General features: G+C 67.6%; 19 protein-coding genes and 1 pseudogene. 5 read left to right on the top strand and 15 right to left on the bottom strand.

Features of this window, described 5'->3' with window-relative positions; all coding sequences use genetic code 11:
• Nucleotides 1–88 precede the first annotated feature (88 nt).
• On the bottom strand, nucleotides 89–799 hold the full coding sequence (locus D472_RS0106490; protein WP_017603685.1) for a TetR/AcrR family transcriptional regulator: 711 nt from the start codon (nucleotides 797–799) through the stop codon (nucleotides 89–91).
• A 130-nt stretch (nucleotides 800–929) separates the two neighbouring features.
• On the opposite strand from D472_RS0106490, the gene D472_RS0106485 reads away from it, so the two are divergent.
• From D472_RS0106485 to D472_RS0106475, 3 genes are all read left to right on the top strand, one after another.
• Nucleotides 930–2084, top strand: coding sequence for an acyl-CoA dehydrogenase family protein (locus D472_RS0106485; RefSeq protein ID WP_017603684.1), 1155 nt, complete (start codon nucleotides 930–932; stop codon nucleotides 2082–2084).
• 375 nt (nucleotides 2085–2459) lie between these two features.
• Nucleotides 2460–3206, top strand: coding sequence for a GntR family transcriptional regulator (locus D472_RS0106480; RefSeq protein ID WP_017603683.1), 747 nt, complete (start codon nucleotides 2460–2462; stop codon nucleotides 3204–3206).
• Between the two features lie 6 nt (nucleotides 3207–3212).
• Complete coding sequence (locus D472_RS0106475) at nucleotides 3213–4049, top strand: phosphoribosylaminoimidazolesuccinocarboxamide synthase (RefSeq protein WP_017603682.1); 837 nt, start codon at nucleotides 3213–3215, stop codon at nucleotides 4047–4049.
• A gap of 653 nt (nucleotides 4050–4702) precedes the next feature.
• On the opposite strand, the gene D472_RS0106470 is transcribed toward D472_RS0106475, so the two are convergent.
• Together D472_RS0106470 and D472_RS0106465 are read right to left on the bottom strand one after the other, a co-directional pair.
• A complete protein-coding gene (locus D472_RS0106470; RefSeq protein WP_017603681.1) occupies nucleotides 4703–5518 on the bottom strand; it encodes an NAD(P)H-binding protein in 816 nt (271 codons plus the stop codon).
• Between the two features lie 105 nt (nucleotides 5519–5623).
• Entirely contained in the window at nucleotides 5624–5866 is a 243-nt protein-coding gene (locus D472_RS0106465; protein WP_017603680.1) for a hypothetical protein, read from the bottom strand.
• A 175-nt stretch (nucleotides 5867–6041) separates the two neighbouring features.
• On the opposite strand from D472_RS0106465, the gene D472_RS0106460 reads away from it, so the two are divergent.
• Together D472_RS0106460 and D472_RS0106455 are read left to right on the top strand one after the other, a co-directional pair.
• Complete coding sequence (locus D472_RS0106460) at nucleotides 6042–7211, top strand: sensor histidine kinase (RefSeq protein WP_017603679.1); 1170 nt, start codon at nucleotides 6042–6044, stop codon at nucleotides 7209–7211.
• Entirely contained in the window at nucleotides 7190–7897 is a 708-nt protein-coding gene (locus D472_RS0106455; RefSeq protein WP_026117450.1) for a response regulator transcription factor, read from the top strand. The genes D472_RS0106460 and D472_RS0106455 overlap by 22 nt, the downstream gene beginning before the upstream one ends.
• Before the next feature lie 27 nt (nucleotides 7898–7924).
• Here D472_RS0106455 and D472_RS0106450 read toward each other — a convergent pair whose 3' ends face one another.
• From D472_RS0106450 to narJ, 12 genes and pseudogenes are all read right to left on the bottom strand, one after another.
• Nucleotides 7925–9667, bottom strand: a complete 1743-nt coding sequence (locus D472_RS0106450; RefSeq protein ID WP_017603677.1) for a serine/threonine-protein kinase — start codon at nucleotides 9665–9667, stop codon at nucleotides 7925–7927.
• 248 nt (nucleotides 9668–9915) lie between these two features.
• Nucleotides 9916–11016, bottom strand: coding sequence for a cytochrome P450 family protein (locus tag D472_RS0106445; RefSeq protein WP_017603676.1), 1101 nt, complete (start codon nucleotides 11014–11016; stop codon nucleotides 9916–9918).
• A pseudogene (locus tag D472_RS26630) lies at nucleotides 11013–12262 on the bottom strand (cytochrome P450). Before D472_RS26630 ends, D472_RS0106445 begins: the two are co-directional and overlap by 4 nt.
• A 261-nt stretch (nucleotides 12263–12523) precedes the next feature.
• Entirely contained in the window at nucleotides 12524–14830 is a 2307-nt protein-coding gene (locus D472_RS0106435; protein WP_017603674.1) for a heavy metal translocating P-type ATPase, read from the bottom strand.
• Nucleotides 14831–14848: 18 nt separating this feature from the next.
• Nucleotides 14849–15025: a hypothetical protein gene (locus D472_RS28585; protein ID WP_017603673.1), complete on the bottom strand. Its 177-nt coding sequence runs from the start codon at nucleotides 15023–15025 to the stop codon at nucleotides 14849–14851.
• A gap of 1 nt (nucleotide 15026) precedes the next feature.
• A complete protein-coding gene (locus D472_RS0106425; RefSeq protein WP_017603672.1) occupies nucleotides 15027–15236 on the bottom strand; it encodes a heavy-metal-associated domain-containing protein in 210 nt (69 codons plus the stop codon).
• Between the two features lie 311 nt (nucleotides 15237–15547).
• Nucleotides 15548–16147 (bottom strand): GNAT family N-acetyltransferase, encoded by a 600-nt coding sequence (locus D472_RS0106420; protein ID WP_017603671.1) that lies wholly within the window; start codon nucleotides 16145–16147, stop codon nucleotides 15548–15550.
• A 208-nt stretch (nucleotides 16148–16355) separates the two neighbouring features.
• Nucleotides 16356–17855 (bottom strand): alanine/glycine:cation symporter family protein, encoded by a 1500-nt coding sequence (locus D472_RS0106415; protein WP_017603670.1) that lies wholly within the window; start codon nucleotides 17853–17855, stop codon nucleotides 16356–16358.
• Between the two features lie 146 nt (nucleotides 17856–18001).
• Entirely contained in the window at nucleotides 18002–18289 is a 288-nt protein-coding gene (locus D472_RS0106410) for a GNAT family N-acetyltransferase (protein ID WP_017603669.1), read from the bottom strand.
• A 149-nt stretch (nucleotides 18290–18438) separates the two neighbouring features.
• Entirely contained in the window at nucleotides 18439–19389 is a 951-nt protein-coding gene (locus D472_RS0106405) for a DUF5996 family protein (protein WP_026117449.1), read from the bottom strand.
• 51 nt (nucleotides 19390–19440) lie between these two features.
• Nucleotides 19441–20193: a respiratory nitrate reductase subunit gamma gene (gene narI / locus D472_RS0106400; protein ID WP_017603667.1), complete on the bottom strand. Its 753-nt coding sequence runs from the start codon at nucleotides 20191–20193 to the stop codon at nucleotides 19441–19443.
• Nucleotides 20190–20698: nitrate reductase molybdenum cofactor assembly chaperone (gene narJ / locus D472_RS24935; RefSeq protein ID WP_017603666.1), on the bottom strand; the 509-nt coding region annotated here is incomplete at its 5' end. The genes narJ and narI, both read right to left, overlap by 4 nt.

Below are 20698 nucleotides of genomic sequence, written 5' to 3'. Positions count from 1 at the left end.
CGTCCGTCCCGCCTCGTGTCTTCTCCCCGTTCCGGGCCTTGTACAGCCTACGCGCGTGGGCGCCGTACGGAGGACGGCCCATGTCCGATCACGAAGGGGGCGCGACCGCATCGGCTACCCGACGCAGGAGTTCGGTGCGCTCCACACCACTGGGATAGACGGCGACCAGGACACGTTCGGCGCCCTCGTTCCCGGCCTCGGCACCTTCCAGGAGCGAGCCGGCCAGGGCGTGGACCCGGTCCATCGTTTCGCCGAAGCGTTCCCACACGGCCCCCTCCGCCGGGTCCCGAAGCCACCCGCGCAGGACGTGGTTGTGTGCGGCGATCACGGCGGCGGCGACCACCTCGACCTCCAGTGAGGGCCGCCCTTCCCCGGTTCTTCGCGCCAGGTGCCGGCTGAAGGCCGCCTGGTAGCGCGCGGTCATCGCCACCTCCCGGTCGCGCAGCCTGGGGTGGGCTCGCACCAGACGGTAACGGGGCACGGTGATCTCAGGTGCGCCGACATACCCCTGAAAGACCAGGCGTGCGGCGCTCACCACCGTGTCCACCGGGGTCTCCGGGGAGGCCTCCATGTAGCGCACGACCGTCTCGAACAGCTCGTCGTGTTCGGCGAAGAGGATGTCCTCCTTGGAACGGAATCGACGAAAGAGGCTGCGGCGACTCATCCCGGTGGCTTCGGCGATCTCCGCCATCGTGGTGGCTTCGTAGCCGGCTTCGGTGAACAGCCGTACCGCGGCCAGGACCACCGCTCGGGTCTCACCCTTGACCTGTCCGGCGCCTTGTTCGCCCATCGAGTCCATACGTCCTTCCGCTACGCCAGCGTCCTTCGGAAGGTAGTCGACCCCGGCCGGTGTACTTCCTCGCCCCCACCCCCTACTCTGGCACTGAATGCCAAATATCGGCACTAAGTGCCAGAGACCAGGGAAGCACATGAGCGACTTCGATCTGTTCAAGACCAGCGAGGAGCACGAGGAGCTGCGCGAGGCGGTGCGTTCCGTGGCCGAGGACAAGATCGCTCCGCACGCCGCCGAGGTGGATGAGAAGTCGGCCTTCCCCCAGGACGCCCTCGACGCCCTGACCGCGACGGACTTCCACGCCGCGCACATCGGTGAGGACTACGAGGGCGTGGGCGCCGACGCCCTGGCGACCTGCATCATCATCGAAGAGGTCGCCCGTGTGTGCGCCTCCTCCTCCCTGATCCCGGCGGTGAACAAGCTCGGCACCATGCCGCTGATCCTGGGCGCCTCCGAGGAGGTCAAGCAGCGTTACCTGACCCCCGTGGCTCGCGGCGAGGCGATGTTCTCCTACGGCCTGTCCGAGCGCGAGGCCGGTTCCGACACCGCATCCATGCGCACCCAGGCCACCCCGAAGGGCGACGACTGGGTCCTCAACGGCCAGAAGTCGTGGATCACCAACGCCGGGGTCAGCAAGTACTACACGGTGCTCGCCGTCACCGACCCCGAGGGACCGCGCGGCCGCAACATCTCGGCCTTCGTCGTACACGCCGACGACGCCGGCTTCACCCTGGGCGAGCCCGAGCGCAAGCTCGGCATCAAGGGCTCTCCCACCCGTGAGCTGTTCTTCGACGACGTCCTCGTCCCCGGTGACCGCATCGTCGGCGCCCCCGGCGAGGGCCTGAAGATCGCCCTGCGCACCCTGGACCACACCCGCGTCACCATCGGCGCACAGGCCGTCGGCATCGCCCAAGGCGCCTTGGACCACGCCGTGGCCTACGTCAAGGAGCGCAAGCAGTTCGGCAAGTCCATCGCCGACTTCCAGGGCATCCAGTTCATGCTGGCCGACATGGCCATGAAGCTGGAGACCGCCCGCCAGATGGTCTACGTGGCCGCCGCCAAGTCCGAGCGGGGCGACGAGGACCTGCCCTTCTACGGCGCGGCCGCCAAGTGCTACGCCTCCGACGTCGCCATGGAGATCACCACCGACGCCGTGCAGCTCCTGGGTGGCGCCGGCTACGTGAAGGACTTCCCGCTGGAGCGCATGATGCGCGACGCCAAGATCACCCAGATCTACGAGGGCACCAACCAGATCCAGCGCATGGTGATGGCCCGCCAGCTGCTCAAGTAGGCCGCCCCGAACACAAAAAAGCCCTGCTCACGGTGGCCTTCGTCAAATGGCCCGAACCGTGGGCAGGGCTGTTCCGCGTGCCGTGTGCAAAGGTTCGGAACCCGCTCCGTGAGGAGCCTGTTCCGTCTATGTTCCGTCATGTTCCGCTCGGCCACGGCGGACGGCCCCCCCGCCAACGGCCGGCCTGCCGGGTGAAGGTCGAGCGGCTGCGGCCCGTGGCCGTGGAACCGCTTCGGCACGCCATACGTTCGCGTGCTAGAACGGTTTCAGCATCCAACGACCCCGAGGACGTCGTGCCTCGTAGATCTTCGGCCCCACGACCGAACAGTCATATGTACTAGTACACTGATCGTGTTCGCCGCGAAGGAGCCGCCCGTGTCACCTCAGCCTCGGATCCAACGCACCGACCCGCCCTACCTACAGGTCGCCAAGCACATCAAGGCAGAGATCGAGTCCGGGGCCCTCCCCGAGGGGGAGAAGATCGACTCGGTGCGCACCATCGCCGCGAAGTGGAAGATCTCGCTCGCCACCGCGACCAAGGTCGTCGGTGTACTCAAGGCCGAAGGCCTGGTGCGCGGCGAGCCGGGCAGGGGCAGCATCGTCACTCGCCACCAGACCACGGCCAGCGCCAAGGATCGCGTGGTGCGCAGCCTTGAAGGCAACATCTACACGGACGACGAGCGGACCGAGATCCGGGTGGCCGAACTGGTACCGGCGCCCGAGGACGTCGCGAACGCCATGGGTGTTGCGGTCGGGGCCGACGTGATCCGACGCCAACGGATCACCCTTCGCGATGACGTGCCCTCCTCAGCGAGCACGTCCTGGTACAGCGGGGAACTGGCTGGGTCGGCCCCGCTGCTGCTTGAAGCCCAGCGAATTCGCCAGGGCACTCCGAAGTACGTGGAGGAGAGCGTGGGGCTCACACCCGCGACCGGCAAGGACCAACTCCGTGCCGACATCGCCTCCGAAGAGGACTCCGCGACACTCGGCATCCCGCTCGGCTCCCCGGTCCTGCGTAAGCAGAACTGGGTGTTCAGCGCCGAAGGCGACGTGATCGAGTTCGGCCAGTCCGTCTCGGTGGCGCGCCGCTGGGCCACCTACGACTACGAGATCTCCAGGTAGGAAAACATGGAACTGCTGCACTCGGGCAAGGTGCGCGACGTCTACGCCGATGGTGATGACCTCATCCTGGTGGCCTCGGACCGCGTGAGCGTCTACGACGTCGTGCTGCCCACGCCCATCCCCGACAAGGGCAAGATCCTTACCCGGCTCTCGCTGTGGTGGTTCGAGCAACTGGCCGACGTGGTGCCCAACCACGTCATCTCCGCCACCGACGTGCCCGAGGAGTGGGCCGGGCGTGCGGTGCGCTGCCAAAGGCTCACCATGCTGCCCGTGGAGTGGATCGCTCGCGGCTACCTCGCGGGCCTGGGGCTCAAGGAGTACCAGAAGCAGGGCACCGTTTCCGGGGTCGAGCTCCCCGAGGGCCTGGTGGAGGCATCCAAGCTTCCGGAGCCGATCTTCACCCCCACCACCAAGGCGACCGAGGGCCACGACGAGTTCATCACCTTCGCGGACGTGGTGGAGGAGATCGGCCAGGAGACCGCCGACCGCCTGCGCACGGTGACCCTGGACGTGTACAAGCGCGGCGCTGAGATCGCCGCTGAGCGCGGCATCATCATCGCTGACACCAAGCTGGAGTTCGGCCGCGCGGCCGACGGCACGCTCATACTCGCCGACGAAGTACTGACCTCGGACTCCTCGCGGTTCTGGCCCGCCGACGACTGGCAGCCGGGCAGGCCCCAGCACGCGTTCGACAAGCAGTTCGTGCGGGACTGGTCCAGCACGGTCACCGACTGGGACCGCACCCCGCCCGGCCCCGAGATCCCGGATGAGATCGTGGAAGCGACCCGGGCCCGGTACATCGAGGTCTACGAACGGATCACCGGCAAGACCTGGGAGGCGTAAGCACGTAGACCACAACAAGCTGCTCCGGCAGGTTGTGGGAGCTTCTGGAGCGAGAAGGCCTTGAGCCGGGCAGGCCCTACCGCAACGGGTCCATCCCCGCGTGCGCGGGGAGCAGACGTTGCTCGACCGTTCGATGGCCGACCGCGTGGGTCCATCCCTGCGTGCGCGGGGAGCAGCACAAGCGGTTCAGCACCATCATCCGTTGCGAGGGTCCATCCCCGCGTGCGCGGGGAGCAGTCTCGCTGACCTGGGCTTCTATCCGCCCGAACCCCTCGAATTTGCAAGTTGTTGAGAAACGGACATAAGCCCCAACCGGCGTCGACGTGCTTCCTGTATTGATATCGCACCCGCAGACGTTTCGGTACTCGACCACATATCCGGGTAGCCGGTGAGGGTGTTCCGTCGAAGGCCGAACAACCGTGAGAAACACCGGGCACCGAAGGAAGGCCCCTCCCCTGCCATCACAAGAACTCCACGGGTCCACCCAGGTCGCCTCGGACCACTTGGGCACAACACCCGAAGCTAGGAGGGCACCAACCGGAGCCGGCGCATGGTCATGGCCCGCCGGCTGCTGAAGTAGGACCCGGCGCGACCCGTACCCGAGCCCCGGAGGCGCTCTCGACCGTCCGGGGCTCCGCCGTGGCCGAAAGGCCTCAGATGACGGCCTCGCGAACGAACTTGGCCATCGGGACGGGATCGCGCCCCAGGGCACGGCGAACGTCCTCGGTGACCTTGGCGGCCTGACCGTTCGCGATGGCGCGGAAGCGTTCGTTGAGGGTGTCCACGTACCGGTCCGACAGGCCCATGTCGGTGGCGCGGAAGTAGAAGCCCGCCTCGTCCACCTTCTTGTAGCGCCACACCGGGCTGTCCGTGCCCTTGGTCATCCGCACCATCTCGCGAAAGGTGACCGGAGCGGGGCCGGTGAGCGTGTACTCGTGTTCGTGGTGTCGCTCGTCGATCAAGGCGGCGACGATGGTGTCGGTGACGTCCCGCGCGTCCACGAAACTCACCGCGGAGCGCTTGGGTACCGGTAGCTCCAGCCGCCCGTTGCGGGAGCGGGCCAGTCGGGCGAAGAGACCTTCGGTGAAGTCCTGGTCGAACCAGTTGGGTCGCACGATGGTCCAACGGTCGAACGACTCCCGGACCCGTGACTCCAGGAATCGTTGCTCGGAGTCCGGGGGGCCGTTCTCCGCGCCCATGGCGGTGGCGAGCACGGCGGTGCCCACCCCCGAGTCGGCCGCCGATTCGAGGAAGGCCCCCGCCCTCTCGGTGAGCCCACTGGCCATGGGAACCGTGACGAACAGACTCCGCACACCCTCCAATGCCGGTTTCCAGCTACTGGTGTCCGTCCAGTCCAGGCGTCTTTCTCCGCTCCGGGAGGCGCCCACGGCGGACAGGCCGCGTGTGCGCAGTTCGGTCAGGACACGTCGGCCCACCTGTCCGGTGGCGCCGGTGACCAGTGTGCTCATCGGGTGTTCCCCCAGGTTCCCGAGTGGGTGCTCCGAGCACCGACGCTACCCACTCTCCGGGGTGGGCGGGGAACACAACGACGCACCCGGAGGGCTCAAGGACGGCTAGGGACGGTTTCGGGCACGTGGAAGCGCCTCCGCGATGCCCACCAGCACGACACCGCAGGCGGCCAGACCCAGGTTGGCCAGGACGGCGTTCTCCTGGAGTAACGGAACGTGCGCCACCACGAGCCGGTCGAAGGCATTGAGCACGATGCCCAGGACCGGCTGGGTCCACAAATGGTCGATGGCCCCGCTGATCCCCATGAGGACGAGGAGGGCTCCCACTCCCTGAATCACCTTGCGCATACGTCGAACCTAGGGCGCCGCCCGCTTTCGGCGGATCGGCCGACGGCACCCGATCGAGGAACCAAGGTCCACGACCCATTCACGGTGTTCGACCAAAGTATGGACCCGACCACCTTCGGTACCGCGTCCCTCGCGTGCCGTTCCTGGGACGGCCGGCCGCTCGTAGAATCCGTCGATGAACGACACGACCTCGCCCCGGCAGCCGTATCGACGCAGCGCGCGCGACTGGGTCGTGGATTCCCTGATGTTCGTGATCGCCCTGGGGTTCGGGTTGCTGGGAGCGATCTCCGTCCCGGGGGACCCACCTCCCCCACCGAAACCGGAACTGTTCACCATCGCCGACCAGCTGATCGCCCTGGCCGGTTGCGCGGCGCTGTGGTGGCGGCGCCGGTGGCCGTTCGGGATCGCGGTGACGCTGGTCGTGCTGTCGGCTTTCTTCCCCCTGGTGGGCGGGGCCATGCTCGCCGCCCTGTTCTCCCTGTGCGTGCACCGTCCGCCCAAGGTCGGCCTGTGCGTTCTGGGGCTGAGCTTTTTGGCCTCCTTGGTCAACGTGGTCCTGCACCCCGAGCCCCACGCGCCGTTCTTGGTGATGTTCCTGCTCAGCGCGGTCTTCCAGGGCGCGGTCGCCGGGTGGGGCATCTCCGTGCAACACCGACGCCAACTGTTCGCCTCCCTGCGGGAGCGGGCCGTGCACGCCGAGGCCGAGGCGCGACTTCGGGCCGAGCAAGCCCAACACCAAGTGCGCGAATCCATCGCCAGAGAGATCCATGACGTCCTCGGACATCGACTGTCCCTGCTCAGCGTGCACGCGGGCGCGTTGGAGTACCGGCCGGAGGCGCCGGCCGAGGAGGTGGCCCGCTCGGCGAAGGTGATCCGAGAGAGCGCGCATCAGGCCCTCCAGGATCTGCGCGAGGTCATCGGTGTGCTGCGCGCGCCCGTGGGTGAGCTGCCACAACCCACCTTGGCCGACCTGGCGGAACTGGTCGCCGAGGCCCGTGACGCCGGGGTCGGTGTGGAGTGCGCCGAGGAATACCTCGGACCGGTTCCGGAACGGACCGGACGCACCGTCTACCGAATCGTCCAGGAGGCACTGACCAACACGCGCAAGCACGCGCCCGGCGCCGACACCTCCATACGTCTGTCCGGGGGCGCCGGTGAGGGGCTCACCGTGGAGGTCGTCAACGGGCCCACCGGCGACGACCCCCGAACGGCCCCCTCCAAGGGCGAGGGACGGGGCCTGGTCGGTCTGGCCGAACGAGTGTCGTTGGCCTCGGGCAGGTTGGAGTACGGACCGACCGACGATGGTGGTTGGCGCCTCACCGCATGGCTACCGTGGTCGGCATGAGCGAGCGGGATGACGATCGGCGGATCGGCGTGGTGATCGTCGACGACGACGCCTTGGTGCGGGTCGGCCTGGTGATGATGATGGGGGGCGCCCCGGACGTGCGGGTCCTGGCCGAGGCGGAGGATGGAAGCCAGGTCTTGGACCTGGTGGAACGGCACTCTCCCGACGTGGTGTTGATGGACATCCGGATGCCCACCGTGGACGGACTGACCGCCACCGAAACGTTGCGGGCGTTGCCGGATCCGCCCCAGGTACTGGTACTCACCACCTTCGACGCGGACGAACACGTGCTGCGGGCCCTGCGCGCGGGGGCCGCGGGGTTCCTGCTCAAGGACACCCCGCCCGAGGAGATCGTCGAATCGGTCCGCCGGGTGGCGCGGGGGCTGCCCGTACTGTCCCCGAGCGTGACACGTCGCCTGATGGATCGGGTGGCCCACACCGACCACAGCGAACGGGCCGATCGGGCCCGGCGACGCCTGGCCGTGCTCAACGCCCGGGAGACCGACGTGGCGGTGGCCGTCGGCGAGGGTCGTTCCAACGCCGACATCGCCGCCCGATTGTTCCTGAGCGTGCCAACGGTGAAGACGCACGTGTCCAGCATCCTCACCAAGCTCGCCCTGAACAATCGGGTGCAGATCGCTCTGCTCGTGCACGACGCCGAACTCCTCGACGACGATCACGCCTGAGCAGCAGGATTCGCGACGCCGCGCCGCTCAGTCGGCGGGCTCGAAGGACTCCGAGATCCGGTCGAGGAGCGCGTGGTTGATGTTCGCGTCCTGGGGGCTGACCAGGAACAGCGCGTATCCCTTGTTCTCGGTGTGGAAGCCACGGTTGATCGCGTGCATCTTTCCGTTGCGTCCGTTGAAGGTGAACTCCCAGTCGGCGGCGCTGACGTAGTCCTCGGCCCAATCCGCCTCCACGTCCTCGATCCCGATCAGCGAGTAGCCGGAGAAGTTGCCCTTGGCGCGGGGTTCGAAGTCACGCCAGTCGTCTCCGGCGTCCGGATTGGGGTTGTCGGTCTGGTCGACGAGCAGGTACCCACCGTCGGGGTTGCGGAAGTAGACCATGTGCCCATCGCGGTCGAGGTTCCAGTCCTGGGGAACGTCCACGGCGAAACCACTGGAGTCCTCGTGGCGGGTGAGGAAGTCCCACTCGTCGTCTTCCTCGGGTTCCTCCGAGGCCTCTCCCGAGGTCTCCACGTCCTGCCCCTCGGCTTCCTCCTCGCCTTCGGCATCGATCGCGGCTTCCTGGGGTTCGTCGGATTCGGTGGCCTCTCCCTCAGCGGTTCCTCCTCCGGTCGCGGCGATCTCCCCGGGCCGATTCGCGCTGACGAAGACGGTGGTGACCGCCGCCCCGAGCAGCAGGACGAAAACGGCCGCCACCACCAGAAGGGAGCGTACGGGCGTCTTTCTCCCGCCCCCACGGGTGTTTTGGGGCGTGGCCGTCGGCGAGGACGGCGCGTCCTGGTCGGGCGCGGCGGCGTGGACCGCGCGGTCCGCCGTGCCCCCATCGGCCACCGGCCTCCGATTCGCCTCCTCGGCGGCCTCGGGGGACTTCGAGGGCGTGTCCTCGGCCTCCGGTGGCGAGACCGGTGCCACGGCGGTGGCCGCCGACCGCGCGTCCTGTTCGGCGTCGCGGACCTCGCGCAACAAGGCGCGGACCTCACGAACCGAGGGGCGGTCCTCGGGCCGTTTCTCGGTCAGGGCCTCCAGGACGGGGCGGAGCGCACCGGCGTTCGGTGCCTCGGGCAGGTCTTGGGTGACGATGGCCGTCAGCGTGGCCATCGGGGTGGGCCGGTCGAAGGGCAGGGAGCCCTCTACGGCTTGGTAGAGGGTGATGCCCAGGGCCCACATGTCCGAGGCGGGTGTGGCCGAGCGCCCGTGCGCGATCTCCGGAGCCAGGTAGCTCGGAGAGCCGATGAGCAGTCCCGTGCTGGTCAGGTGGGTGGAGCCGTCCAGGTGGGCGATACCGAAGTCGGTGAGGACCGCCCGGTCGTTGCCCGCGATGAGCACGTTGCCGGGTTTGATGTCGCGGTGCACGATGCCACGCTCGTGCGCTTCGGCCAGCCCGGCGGCCATCTGCTCCCCTATGTCCGCGGCCCGCCGCACCGAGATGGCCCCTTCCCCACGGATGAGATCACCCAGCGAGGGGCCCGCGACCAGTTCCATGACGATCCACGGGCGGCCATCCTCCTCGGCCACGTCGAACACCGTGATGATGGCCGGGTGACTGAGCTGGGCGGCGCTGCGGGCCTCACGGATCATCCGGGTTCGCAGGACGTCGACCTCGTGCGCGGGCAGGTTGGGGGGAGTGGTCAACTCCTTGACCGCCACGGGGCGGTCGAGCAGGGTGTCCGTGCCTCTCCAGACCCGGCCCATGCCGCCCACGCCGATGACCTCGTCCAGGCGGTAGCGGTCGACCAGGACGCGACCGGATTCGGCTTCCGAACTGTTCATATGTGCGCAATCTCGGGAGAGCCCGTTCGGAGGGAAGGGCAAGTGCGTGATCAGGGGCTGGGCGATGTGGGGGGCCATGATGAGTCTAGGAGTCACCGACCCCTCTCGGTGCCCCCACTGAGGTGCGAACATTGTCCCCATACAGTGACAGGACCGCCCAGAACACCCGTGAAATGCGAGGATCCCGCCGAGATCCGTCGCGGTGGCTCTCGGCGGGAGCGTGAAAACCGGGCGTGTCCCGAAAGGGCTCAGCCCTTCAGGCGTACCGGTAGGGTCTCGACCCCGGACGCGATGATGGAGGGAGAGGCGCTCAGCTCCGTGTCCTCCACCGTCACGTCGAGTTCGGGGAAGCGTTCGAACAGACGCGGCAGGACCTCGTTGACCTCCATACGGGCCAGGTTGGCGCCCAGGCAGTAGTGCCGACCATGGGAGAAGGTCAGGTGTGAGGAGTCCTGCCGGGTGACGTCGAACTCCCCGGCGGTGGGCCCGTAGCGTTCCTCGTCCCGACCGGCCGAACCGTAGCCGAGCAGGAGCGGTTCTCCGGCGGGGAGGTCGACACCCGCCAGACTCATGTCCTCAGTGGTGTAGCGCATCGGCACGTACTCACCCGGGCCGTCCCAACGCAGTACCTCCTCGATCGCCTTGGACCACTCGACCTCGCCCCTCATGATCAGGTCGAGCTGGTCACGATGAGCGACCAGGGCGCGCACCGCGTTGGTGATGAGGTTCATCGTGGTCTCGTAGCCGGCGCTGATGAACAGCACCAGGTTCCAGATGAGTTCGTCCTCGGTGAGCTTGTCCTCCTCGTCCCGGGCCGCGATGAGGGCCGTGGTGAGGTCGTCACCGGGCTCGGCCCGCTTGGTCGCGACCAGGTCGGTGAGGACCGCCCACATCTCGAAGAAGGTCCCCATCGCCTCTTCGGGGGTGACGCTCTGGTCGAAGAAGACACCGACCAGCCGGTGCAGTTCGGGTCTGGTCCGTTCATCGACCCCGAACAGGTCGCTGATCACCGTGAGCGGCAAGGGCTGGGCCACCAGGGCCTTGAGGTCCACGACCCCGTCCTCGGACTCGGTCGCCGCACGCTCCAGGTCGTCGAGCAGGGAGTCGACGATGCCCACGACGGTCGGTTTCAGCTTCTCGACCCGACGCGGCGTGAACGCCTTGGACACCAGCCTGCGCAGCCGGGTGTGGTCTTCGCCGTCCTTGGACAGCATGTTCTCGTTGATAATCCAGGAGATCAGCGGCCAGTCCGCGGGGATCTCCCCGGCGTTGAAGGCCTTCCAATGTTTCTTGTTCTTCTGGATTCGTTGATCCGCCAGGGCCTCGGTGACCGCCTGGTGGGTGGTCACGACCCACGCATCAACCTCACCAGGAAGCTCGACAGGGACGACAGGGGCGATTTCCCGGAGGTGGGCCGCTTGGGCTCTGAGGTTTCCGGGGGCGAGTCGGATTCGTTCCAAGGTGTTCCTTCCGCGGGGGCTCGGGGGGTGACAGGGGGTTGTGGAGTGAACTGGATCGGAAGCTGGACGGGGACCCAGGACAGGGCGGACAGTTGCCACCGAAGTTCCTCCGAAGGAACCGTCTGCCGCAATCCTGGGAGTCGTTCGAAGAGCGTACGCAACGCGATGATCGTCATCGTGACCGCCTCCTCACGTGCCGGGCATCGGTGCGAACCGGCGCCCCAGGCCACGTGGGCACGGCTACCCGACTCCACCATCTCCTCGGCGTTCTCCTCGACGAAGAACCGGTTGGCCGCGGCGAAGCCCAACAGAATGGGCGAACCCGCCTCGATGACCCGACCACCGCCGAGGGGGACGTCCACCCTNGCGGCCCCCGCCACAGGACGCGATCCACGGTGTCGGCCAGGACGGTCGGTGAGGGAGCCTGATCACTCGCGCGGTTGGGGTCGGCGATGAGCGCCCGCACACCCGAGTTGATGAGGTTGGCGGTCGGTTCGTTGGCCGCGGCCACCAACAGGAGGAGTTGCATGATCACCTCCTCGTCGCTGAGCGCGGCGCGGTGCTGGATCAGCTTCGTGGTGACGTCGTCGCCGGGTGCGCGGTGCTTGGCGGTGACCACCTCGGACAGGGCGCGCTCGGCCTCGGCGTTGGAGCGTTCGGCGTCGATACCCAACCAAAGGTTGCGCATGGCTTCGACGAAACGGACACCTTGGTCGCGGTCGAAGCCGAACAGGTCGTTGATGACCAGCAGCGGCAGCATCCGCGCGTACTCGTTGAGGGCGTCGGCCGTGCCCCGCTCACAGAACTCGTCGATGAGTCCGTTCGCGTACCGTTCGGTGACCTCGGTGAGCCGCTCGTGGCCGATGGAACCGAGGCTGTCGGTGATCGCTCTGCGGTAGCGCTGATGCTCGCTGCCGTCGGTGAAGAGCGCGTTGCTGCGCGGGGCCATCATGGGGAGCACGGCCGCGTCGGCGTTGACGCGCCCTTCCCGGTAGTCCTTCCATAGACGCGCGTCGTGGCCGAACGTCGTCTCGTCCCTGGACCAGGAGATGAGGGTCGCGTAGTCGGTGACCAGCCACCCGTGCACACCGGGTTCCAGTTCCACCGGCACGACCGGTCCGTGTTCGGCGCGCATCTTGGCGTAGACGGCGTAGGGGTCCGGATGGGGTTCGTCTTGGTACAGCTTGGCTCGGGGGCATCCAGATGTCACGAGAGGGACCTCTGCTCTGAGGGGGTGGGCAGTGGTGCGTCCGAGCGGTCGTGGACCATTGGTGAGGGGGTCACTGCGGGTTCAGGGCACGAGCGGGCCGCACGGTTCGCCGTGGAACGTCATGGTGTTGAAGCTCCGCGCAAACCTTAGCGGCCGCCCGTTTCGCCGGCGAGACCCTGGCCACAGTCAGCCATCCCGTGGAACCCGGTCCCCTTCCGCCCCCGTGTGGTCGCTCAACGACCGAAAACGCCGAAGCCGCTGGCTGTTGCTCACCACGAAGACGCTGGAGAGGGCCATCGCCGCGCCCGCGAGCATCGGATTGAGCAGGCCGGCCGCGGCCAGCGGGAGGGCGGCCGTGTTGTAGGCGAACGCCCAGAACAGGTTGCCCTTGATGGTGGCCAGGGTCCGTCGGGACAGTCGTACCGCGTCGACGGCGGCCCGCAGGTCCCCTCGGACCAGGGTCAGGTCGCCGGCCTCGATGGCCACGTCCGTGCCGGTGCCCATGGACAGGCCCAGGTCGGCCTGGGCCAGGGCGGCGGCGTCGTTGACCCCGTCACCGACCATCGCCACGGTCCTTCCCTCGGACTGCAACCGGGAGACCATCGCGACCTTGTCCTCGGGCATCACCTCGGAGACGACCTCCTCGATGCCCACCTCATCGGCGACGGCGCGGGCCACCGCGGCGTTGTCACCGGTCAGCAGGATCGGGGTCAGGCCCAGCTCGCGGAACCGGCGGATCGCTTCGGCGCTGGTGGGCTTGACCGTGTCGGACACCACCAGCACGCCCCGGACCCGGCCGTCCCAACCCACCGTCACGGCGGTGCGTCCCTCGGATTCGGCCTCCTTCAGGGCCTGTTCCAACTCCTCGGGCAGGTACCGGAACCGCTCCGTCAGGAACGCGGGCCGACCGACCAGGACCGTGTGATCGTCCACCACACCCTGGACGCCGCGCCCCTCGACGTTGACGAAGTCCTCGGGTGTGGGCAGTTCGCCCACGCGCACGGCGGCGCCGGTGGCGATCGCACGGGCGATGGGGTGTTCGGAGGCGCCTTCCAGGGCACCCGCCCTGCGCAGCACCTCGGATTCGTCCTCGCCCTCGGCGACGGTCACCCCGGCCAGGGCCATCTTGCCGGTGGTCACCGTACCGGTCTTGTCCAGCACGATGGTGTCCACCCGGCGGGTGCTCTCCAGCATCTCCGGACCCTTGATCAGGATGCCCATCTGGGCACCACGCCCGGTGCCCACCATGAGGGCCATCGGAGTGGCCAGGCCCAGCGCGCAGGGGCAGGCGATGATGAGAACGGCCACCGCGGCGGTGAAGGCGGCCCCGGCGGAGCCACCGGTGCCGAGCCAAAAGCCCAAGGCGCCGACCGCGATCATGATGGCCACCGGAACGAACACGCCGGAGACCCGGTCCGCCAGGCGCTGCACGGCGGCCTTACCGTTCTGGGCTTCCTCGACCAGTCGCGCCATCTGCGCGAGTTGGGTGTTCGAACCCACCCGCGAGGCCCGTACGACCAGGCGTCCGCCCGCGTTGACGGTGGCGCCCACGACGGCGGAGCCGGGTTCGACCTCGACCGGCACGGACTCGCCGGTGAGCATGCTCATGTCGACGGCCGAGGTACCTTCCTCCACCTGGCCGTCGGTGGCGATCTTCTCGCCGGGGCGGACCACGAAGCGGTCACCGACGACGAGCCTGTCGACCGGGACGAGTTCCTCGCGCGCCGAGGCGCCCTCGCCCCGCAGCACGGCGACTTCCTTGGCCCCCAACTCCAGCAGGGAGCGTAGGGCGTCTCCGGCGCGCCGCTTGGCGCGCGCCTCGAAGTACTTACCGAGGAGGATGAAGGAGGTGACGCCGGCGGCGACCTCCAGGTAGATGTTGGCCGCCCCATCGGTACGGGTGATGGTGAACTCGAAGGGGTGGGTCATGCCCGGGACCCCGGCGGTGCCGAGGAACAGGGCGTACAGGGACCATAGGAAGGCCGCGGTGACACCCAGGGAGACGAGGGTGTCCATCGTGGCGGTGCCCAGTTTGAGGTTCTTCCAGGCGGCCACGTGGAAGGGCCGGGCGCCCCAGACCACCACGGGGGCGGCCAGGGTGAGGGAGGCCCACTGCCAGTACGTGAACTGAAGGGCGGGGGCCATCGCCAGGAGGATGACCGGTGCGGACAGCAGCATGGAGACCAGCGCACGGTTCCACAGCGCCCGTGTGGGGTCGTCCTCCACCGTCCGGGTGGCCTCCTCCGGTTCGGGGCCGGGCGCCGTGGCGGTGTAGCCGGCCTTCTCGATCTGGGCGACCAGGTCCTCCACCGGGACGGCTTCCCCCTCGAAGGCGACCCTGGCCTTCTCGGTGGCGAAGTTGACGGTGGCTGTGACGCCCTCCATCTTGTTGAGCCGTTTCTCCACCCGGTTGGCGCAGGCCGCACAAGTCATCCCACCGATGGCCAGTTCGACCGGTGCGGTGTCGGCGGACGCCGTCCTGCTGCTACTCATATGCCGCTCCAGGTGGGGTCAGTCTTCCTCGACGTCGTGCTGGTCCCGGGTGTCCTCGGATGAGCGCTCCACGCTCTGCCCATGGCCGTCCTCCTTCGGCAGAACGGGGCCGATCATGGATCCCACCCCGAACGCCGCGGCGAACACGACCACGAGACCGGCGGCGTAGAGCCCGAGTTTCGTGGTCACTCCCATGTCAGGCCACCACCTCGTAGCCGGCCTCGTCGATCGCGGCGCGCACGGCCGTGTCGTCGATCTCACCCTCGCCGGTGACGGTCACCTTCTTGCTCTCCAGGTCGACCTCGACGGCGGTGACCCCGGCGACCGCTCCGACCTCCTCGGTGACCGAGTCGACGCAGTGTCCGCAGCTCATGCCCTCGACGGTGTAGACGGCGGTGCTGTCCATCGGTGCCTCCTCGTGCGTTCTTCCGCGCGTTCACGGATCTGTTCCTACAAGAAACAATATACCCCCTTGGGGTATATTGACGTCAAACGCCACCCAACCTTCTCGCCGACCTGCACCTGGCCAGATTACCCCAGGGGGGTATCAAGGAAAGGCAAAACCCCCACCATGACAGAGCAGGCCCCCGGGGCGAGCGGACGACCCGTCATCCGATCCCCGGGGGCCTGACGCACACCCGTCACATGTTCGCGCTTGTGGGGGCCAGGGTCATCTCGTTCGGGCCAAGGCGTCGGCGAAGGCCCCCAGGGGCAGGATCATTCGGCCTTCAACTCCAGCCGGGCCACCACACGTTCACTCAGATGATGCGGGGCCAGGGTGAACCCGGAGCGTCGGAACATCTCCACCGTCCCGGTGTAGACCTCGGCGCTGGGGGCGCGTCCACCCACGGTGTCGACCGGATATGCCTCCAGGATCCGCGCCCCGTTGGCGCGTGCGTATTCGATGGCGCCGTCCAGCAGCCTGGTACCCAACCCGCGCCGCCGGCGGCGCGGCGGCAGCCAGAAGCAGACCAGGGACCATACTCCCGGTTCCCCGGGGTCGGCCGGACGCAGGGTCCGCGACCGGGACAGCCGGATGAAGTCCTCTCTGGGCGCCACGGACACCCAGCCACAGGGACCGTCGGCGTCGTAGGCGAGCAGACCGGGCACCCGCCCATCCAGAGTGAGCCGCCGCAACTCCTCCTTGTTGTCCAGACCGCGCATGGACCGCTCACAGGAAACACTCGCCGTGTGGTCCTTGGCTCTTCTCCGGAAGAACGTGCACCAGCAGTGCCCGTACGCTCCGGTCGGCCCGAACAGGTTCTCCAGGTCGTTCCACCGCTCGGCGGTGGCGGGCTCGATTGAGACGATGGACATCGGACTCCCTCGCGAGGCACAACTCTGACCGCCACAACTGTGATGAAGCACACTAGCGATGATTCGCTGTGGCCGAAAGAACACAGATGCCCGAAAACTCCTAGCCTTAGGGGTTTGTGCGCATTTTTGGGTGAATCGAGTGTCAACCGAAACGCCGTGGGGCGCGTCCGGCCACCGCGGACGCGCCCCACATCGGACCGAGGGTCGATCAGGTCTTCGTGGCCTCGCGGTCCCGGACCTTCATCTCCTCCTCCGGAGCCCAGCACTCCACGCCGCGCACATCGGGTAGGCGGTCTCGGGTGAACACCGGGTCGATCCCCTGGCTGCGCTGCTCGTTGTAGTCCTTCAACAGACGACAGGCGACCACCGTCAGCGGGGCGATGGCGATCAGGTTGAGCAGCGCCATCAGACCCATGGTGGTGTCGGCCAGGGTCCAGATCAGGTCGATCGACCCCAGGCAGCCCAGGAAGGTCGCCACGAGGAAGACCACCTTGTACCCGAACAGCACCTTCCCTCTCGCGCCCAGGTATTCGATGTTGGACTCGCCGTAGTAGTAGTTGCCGAGCACCGAGGTGAAGGCCACCAGGAAGATGATGAGCGTCATCAGGTGCAGCGCCCACGGGCCCAGTAGGGACATCAGGGCCATCTGGGTCAGGTCGCCCTCCAAGGCGCCGTCGGCGATGCCCTGCTGACCGAGCAGGACGATGAAGGCGGTCACCGAACAGACCACGAGGGTGTCCAGGTAGACGCCCAGGCTCTGCACCAGCCCTTGCTTGACCGGGTGGGTGACCGAGGCGCTGGCCGCCGCGTTGGGCGCCGAACCCAGACCCGCCTCGTTGGAGAACATGCCTCGGCGCACGCCCTGGATGATGACCACACCCAGCGCGGCGGCGGCGAACTCACCCAGGCCGAAGGCGTTCTCGATGATCGACATGAACATACCGGGCACCAGCTCCCAGTTCATCGCCATGACGATGAGGCCGATGACCACGTAAAGGGAGGCGAAGGCGGGAATGAGCGCCTGCGCGGTGTGCGCGATCCGACGGACACCACCGAAGATCACCAGGCCGGTGAGAGTGACGAGTAGGACACCGATAGCCGCGGAGAACATCAGGTCGCTCTCAAAGCCCAGTTCCCCGGCCGAGTTGGCGAGCGTGTTGGTGATGGTGTTGCTCTGCACCGCGTTGAACACCATCGGGAAGGTGATGAGGAGGACGACCGCGAACATGATGGCCAACCAGCGCTGACCCAGTCCTCGCTCGATGTAGTACGCGGGGCCACCCCGGTACCCGGCGGGGTCGTGCACCTTGTAGAGCTGGGCGAGCGTGGCCTCCACGAAACTCGCGGCGCACACCACGAGCGCCATCACCCACATCCAAAAGACCGCACCGGGGCCACCGAGGGAGATGGCGATGGAGACACCGATGATGTTGCCGGTGCCGATCCGGGCCGCAGCGGAGATGAAGAACGCCTGGAGGGAGGAGACGGCCTTCTTGCCGTCGGGTGCGATCTCCGGCTTGCTCCTGAGCACCCGGAACATCTCCGGAAACATCCGGAACTGCACGAGACCGGTCTTGATGGTGATGTAGAGGCTCACCCCGACCAGGAGGGGGATGAGGATCCAGGCCCAGAGGACCTCGTCGTTGAACGCGCCGATCATTTCGGTGAGTCGGGCGTCGATGGTGGGGGCTTGGTCTGCGGATATCACGCGGTGGGGCTCCTTAGCTCCAAGAAGTCAACCGGAACCCCATGCCCACATAGTGGGACAAAACACCCCTGGTGGCGCTGAGCCACCGGATGTTCATGGTTTCGTTATCGCCTGGGGCCAGGGGCGTGCCGCGCTCTCACCCGGACTCATCCCTCGTGCACGAGATCCGCGTAGTCCGGGTTCTTCTCGAGGAAGGCTCGGGCGAACGGGCAGATCGGCACGACCTTCAGGTGTCGCTCCCGGATGTGGTCCAGGGATCGGCGCATGAGTTCGCTGGCCACGCCCTGGCCCTCGAAGGCCGGTTCCACCTCCACGTGGGGAAGGGCCAAGACCCCCTCGGCGATCAGGTGGTAGGCGGAGAAACCGATCACCTCACCGTCCGCGCTCACCTCGTACCTCGACCGTTCCGGCACGTCGACAACGGTCATTTCCATGCCACTACCCCAACTTCGTGCGTCTGTCGCGCACGTGGTGCGCGCGTGGTGGGTCCCACAGAGGACACGTTCCCACACCCCTCGCGCGTTCACACATGGGGAGGTCCGGATAGGTGCGGTCGTACCTCCGGCCGGCCCCGAAGAAGACCTCACGCCCGAGGTCGGCGCCCGGCCAGGTGGGGGTCGGTGATCCCGCCGGGGCAGGCCAAGGCCTCGACGTCCCAGCCGAGCCGGTTCGCCCCCGCCTGGTAGGCGCTCTCCCAGAACTCCAGAACGGCCGCGTACGGATCAGGCCGCTCACGCGCGTCCGCGTAACGCAACAGCGCCAGGTGTCCGCTACCGCTGGACGCCCACCGGGCCGAGGCCGGGTTCAGCGGCTCTTCGATGAGGCCCTCCGGCTCGGGTGCGGCGTAAGCGTAGAAACAGGGTTCGGGAACCTCGTCGTCACCGAACCAGAAACCGAAGCTCACCACTTCGCGCGAGTACGCCTCCCGCACCACGCCACCCGCCTCCTTCGGCTGGTGGACGGGACGCTGCGAGAACCGGGTGAGCGCGATGTCGAAGGTGTGCCAAAAGTGGTGCACCGGGCTGGTCTTGCCGGAGAACCCCGCGGCGAACTCCTCCAGCAGCAGGTTGATCCGGCTCAGGATCCGCCAGTACTTCGTGGCGTGCTCGGGCACGTAGGTGGCGTGCTCATGATCGTCCACGAAGGGGCGCCCGGCGTCGGGCAGGTCGAACGGACTCGCCCGCACGATGGCACCGTCCACCCCGAGAGCCTCCATCGCCGACTGGAAGCGCAGATGGAACGAAGAGACGCTGTGCCCTTGGAGGGGAAAAGAGACGACGTCCCCGCGCAGGTTGCTCGCGACGAGTCGGTGACGGACGAAATCGAAGTCCACGGTGAAGACGGAGTCCTCGTTCAGCGATCCCATCGGCCGTGAGGTGATCCCGGTGCCGGTCAGGTGGAAGGGCACGTTCCACCAGTGGTTACGGCGAGGGCTGTGCCGCAAGCGCGTCTTGCCCACGATCTGCTCGAAACGATGAAGGGTCTGCTTGGTGTCGTTCCACTCCTGGAGTGGGAACGTCGGGAAGGGATCCATGGACACTCCGAAGGTCGTCGGTCGGCCCCGCGAGGCAGGGCCACGTTCGGATCACCAGCCGCGGCGGATGATCCGTGTGGCCTGACCGGCACCGGCCGGTTGCGGGTCGCGGGTGCGGTAGACGACGTAGGGGCGGAACAGGTAGCCGATCGGCGCGCTGAACGCGTGCACCAACCGGGTGAACGGCAACAACGCGAACAGCCCCAGTCCCATGAGCGCGTGCAACTTGTAGGGAGCCTCGGCGGCGGACATGGCGGCCACGTCGGGGCGCAGGATCCAGATCGAACGGAACCATGGCGACACCGTCTCCCGATAGTCACCGGTGTGCCCTCCGGCGAGCTCCACGCCCGCGAAGTACACGGTCATCCCCAGACCGGTCACGATCGCCGACACCAGGACCAGGTACATGAGCTTGTCGTTACGTGTGGTGGCGCTGAACACCGGGCCGGTGGTGCGCCTGCGCCAGACCAACAGGGCGATGCCCACCAGTGTGCAAAAGCCCGCGATGACACCGAGCGTCAGTGCGCTCACGTGGTAGAGCGTGTCCGAGACCCCCAGGGCGCGAGTCCAGCTGCCCGGAATCAACAGCCCCACCACGTGTCCCACGATCACCACCAGCAGCCCGAAATGGAACAGTGGGCTGCCGATCCGCAGCAATCGGGACTCGTACAGTTCCGAGGAACGCGTGGTCCAACCGAACCGGTCATAGCGATATCGCCAGATCAGACCGCCCACCACGAGCACCAGCACCACGTAGGGCACCACACCCCACAACAACAGATCCACCGTGCCGTCCCCGTTCACCGGTCCCTCCTGCTCACGTCCGTCAACGGCAGCGGGACCCGTGGACGCGCCCCGTAGGGCTCCATTCCCACGTCCTCCGCGGGCGGGCCCTCCTTCGCCAGTCTGCGCATCCGCTCCTCATCGGCGCGGCGAGGCGCCGGGAGCGTGTACCGGACCGCGTCGACCACACGGGTGTAGGGCGTTCCGTACTCGCGCAACGCCTCGGCCAACAGGTCGAGTCCGGCCCGGTGGTTCACCAGGAGTTCCTGTCCGGCCTCGGCGTCGCCCCGCGCGGTGAACTCCAACATCACGGCCAGGTGGTCGGGCAGTTCACGGGTGTGGACCCGCCAACCGCTCTGGGCGTAGACCCGTTTGATCTCGGCCAGTGCGTGACCTCGGCGTCGGGTGTCGCCGTCGGTGTAGTAGGTCATGTGCAACGCCCGACGCCGGCGCAGATCGAACACGTCCACGTAGTGCGCGGACAGTTCGAGTTCCGGTGTGCTGGAGGCGTGTTCACAGAACGCCA

This window comes from Nocardiopsis alkaliphila YIM 80379, assembly GCF_000341005.1.
In the GTDB taxonomy this organism is placed as follows: domain Bacteria; phylum Actinomycetota; class Actinomycetes; order Streptosporangiales; family Streptosporangiaceae; genus Nocardiopsis; species Nocardiopsis alkaliphila.
Note: the sequence above shows the minus strand (reverse complement) of the source record. Positions and strands in the feature narration are given on the sequence as shown.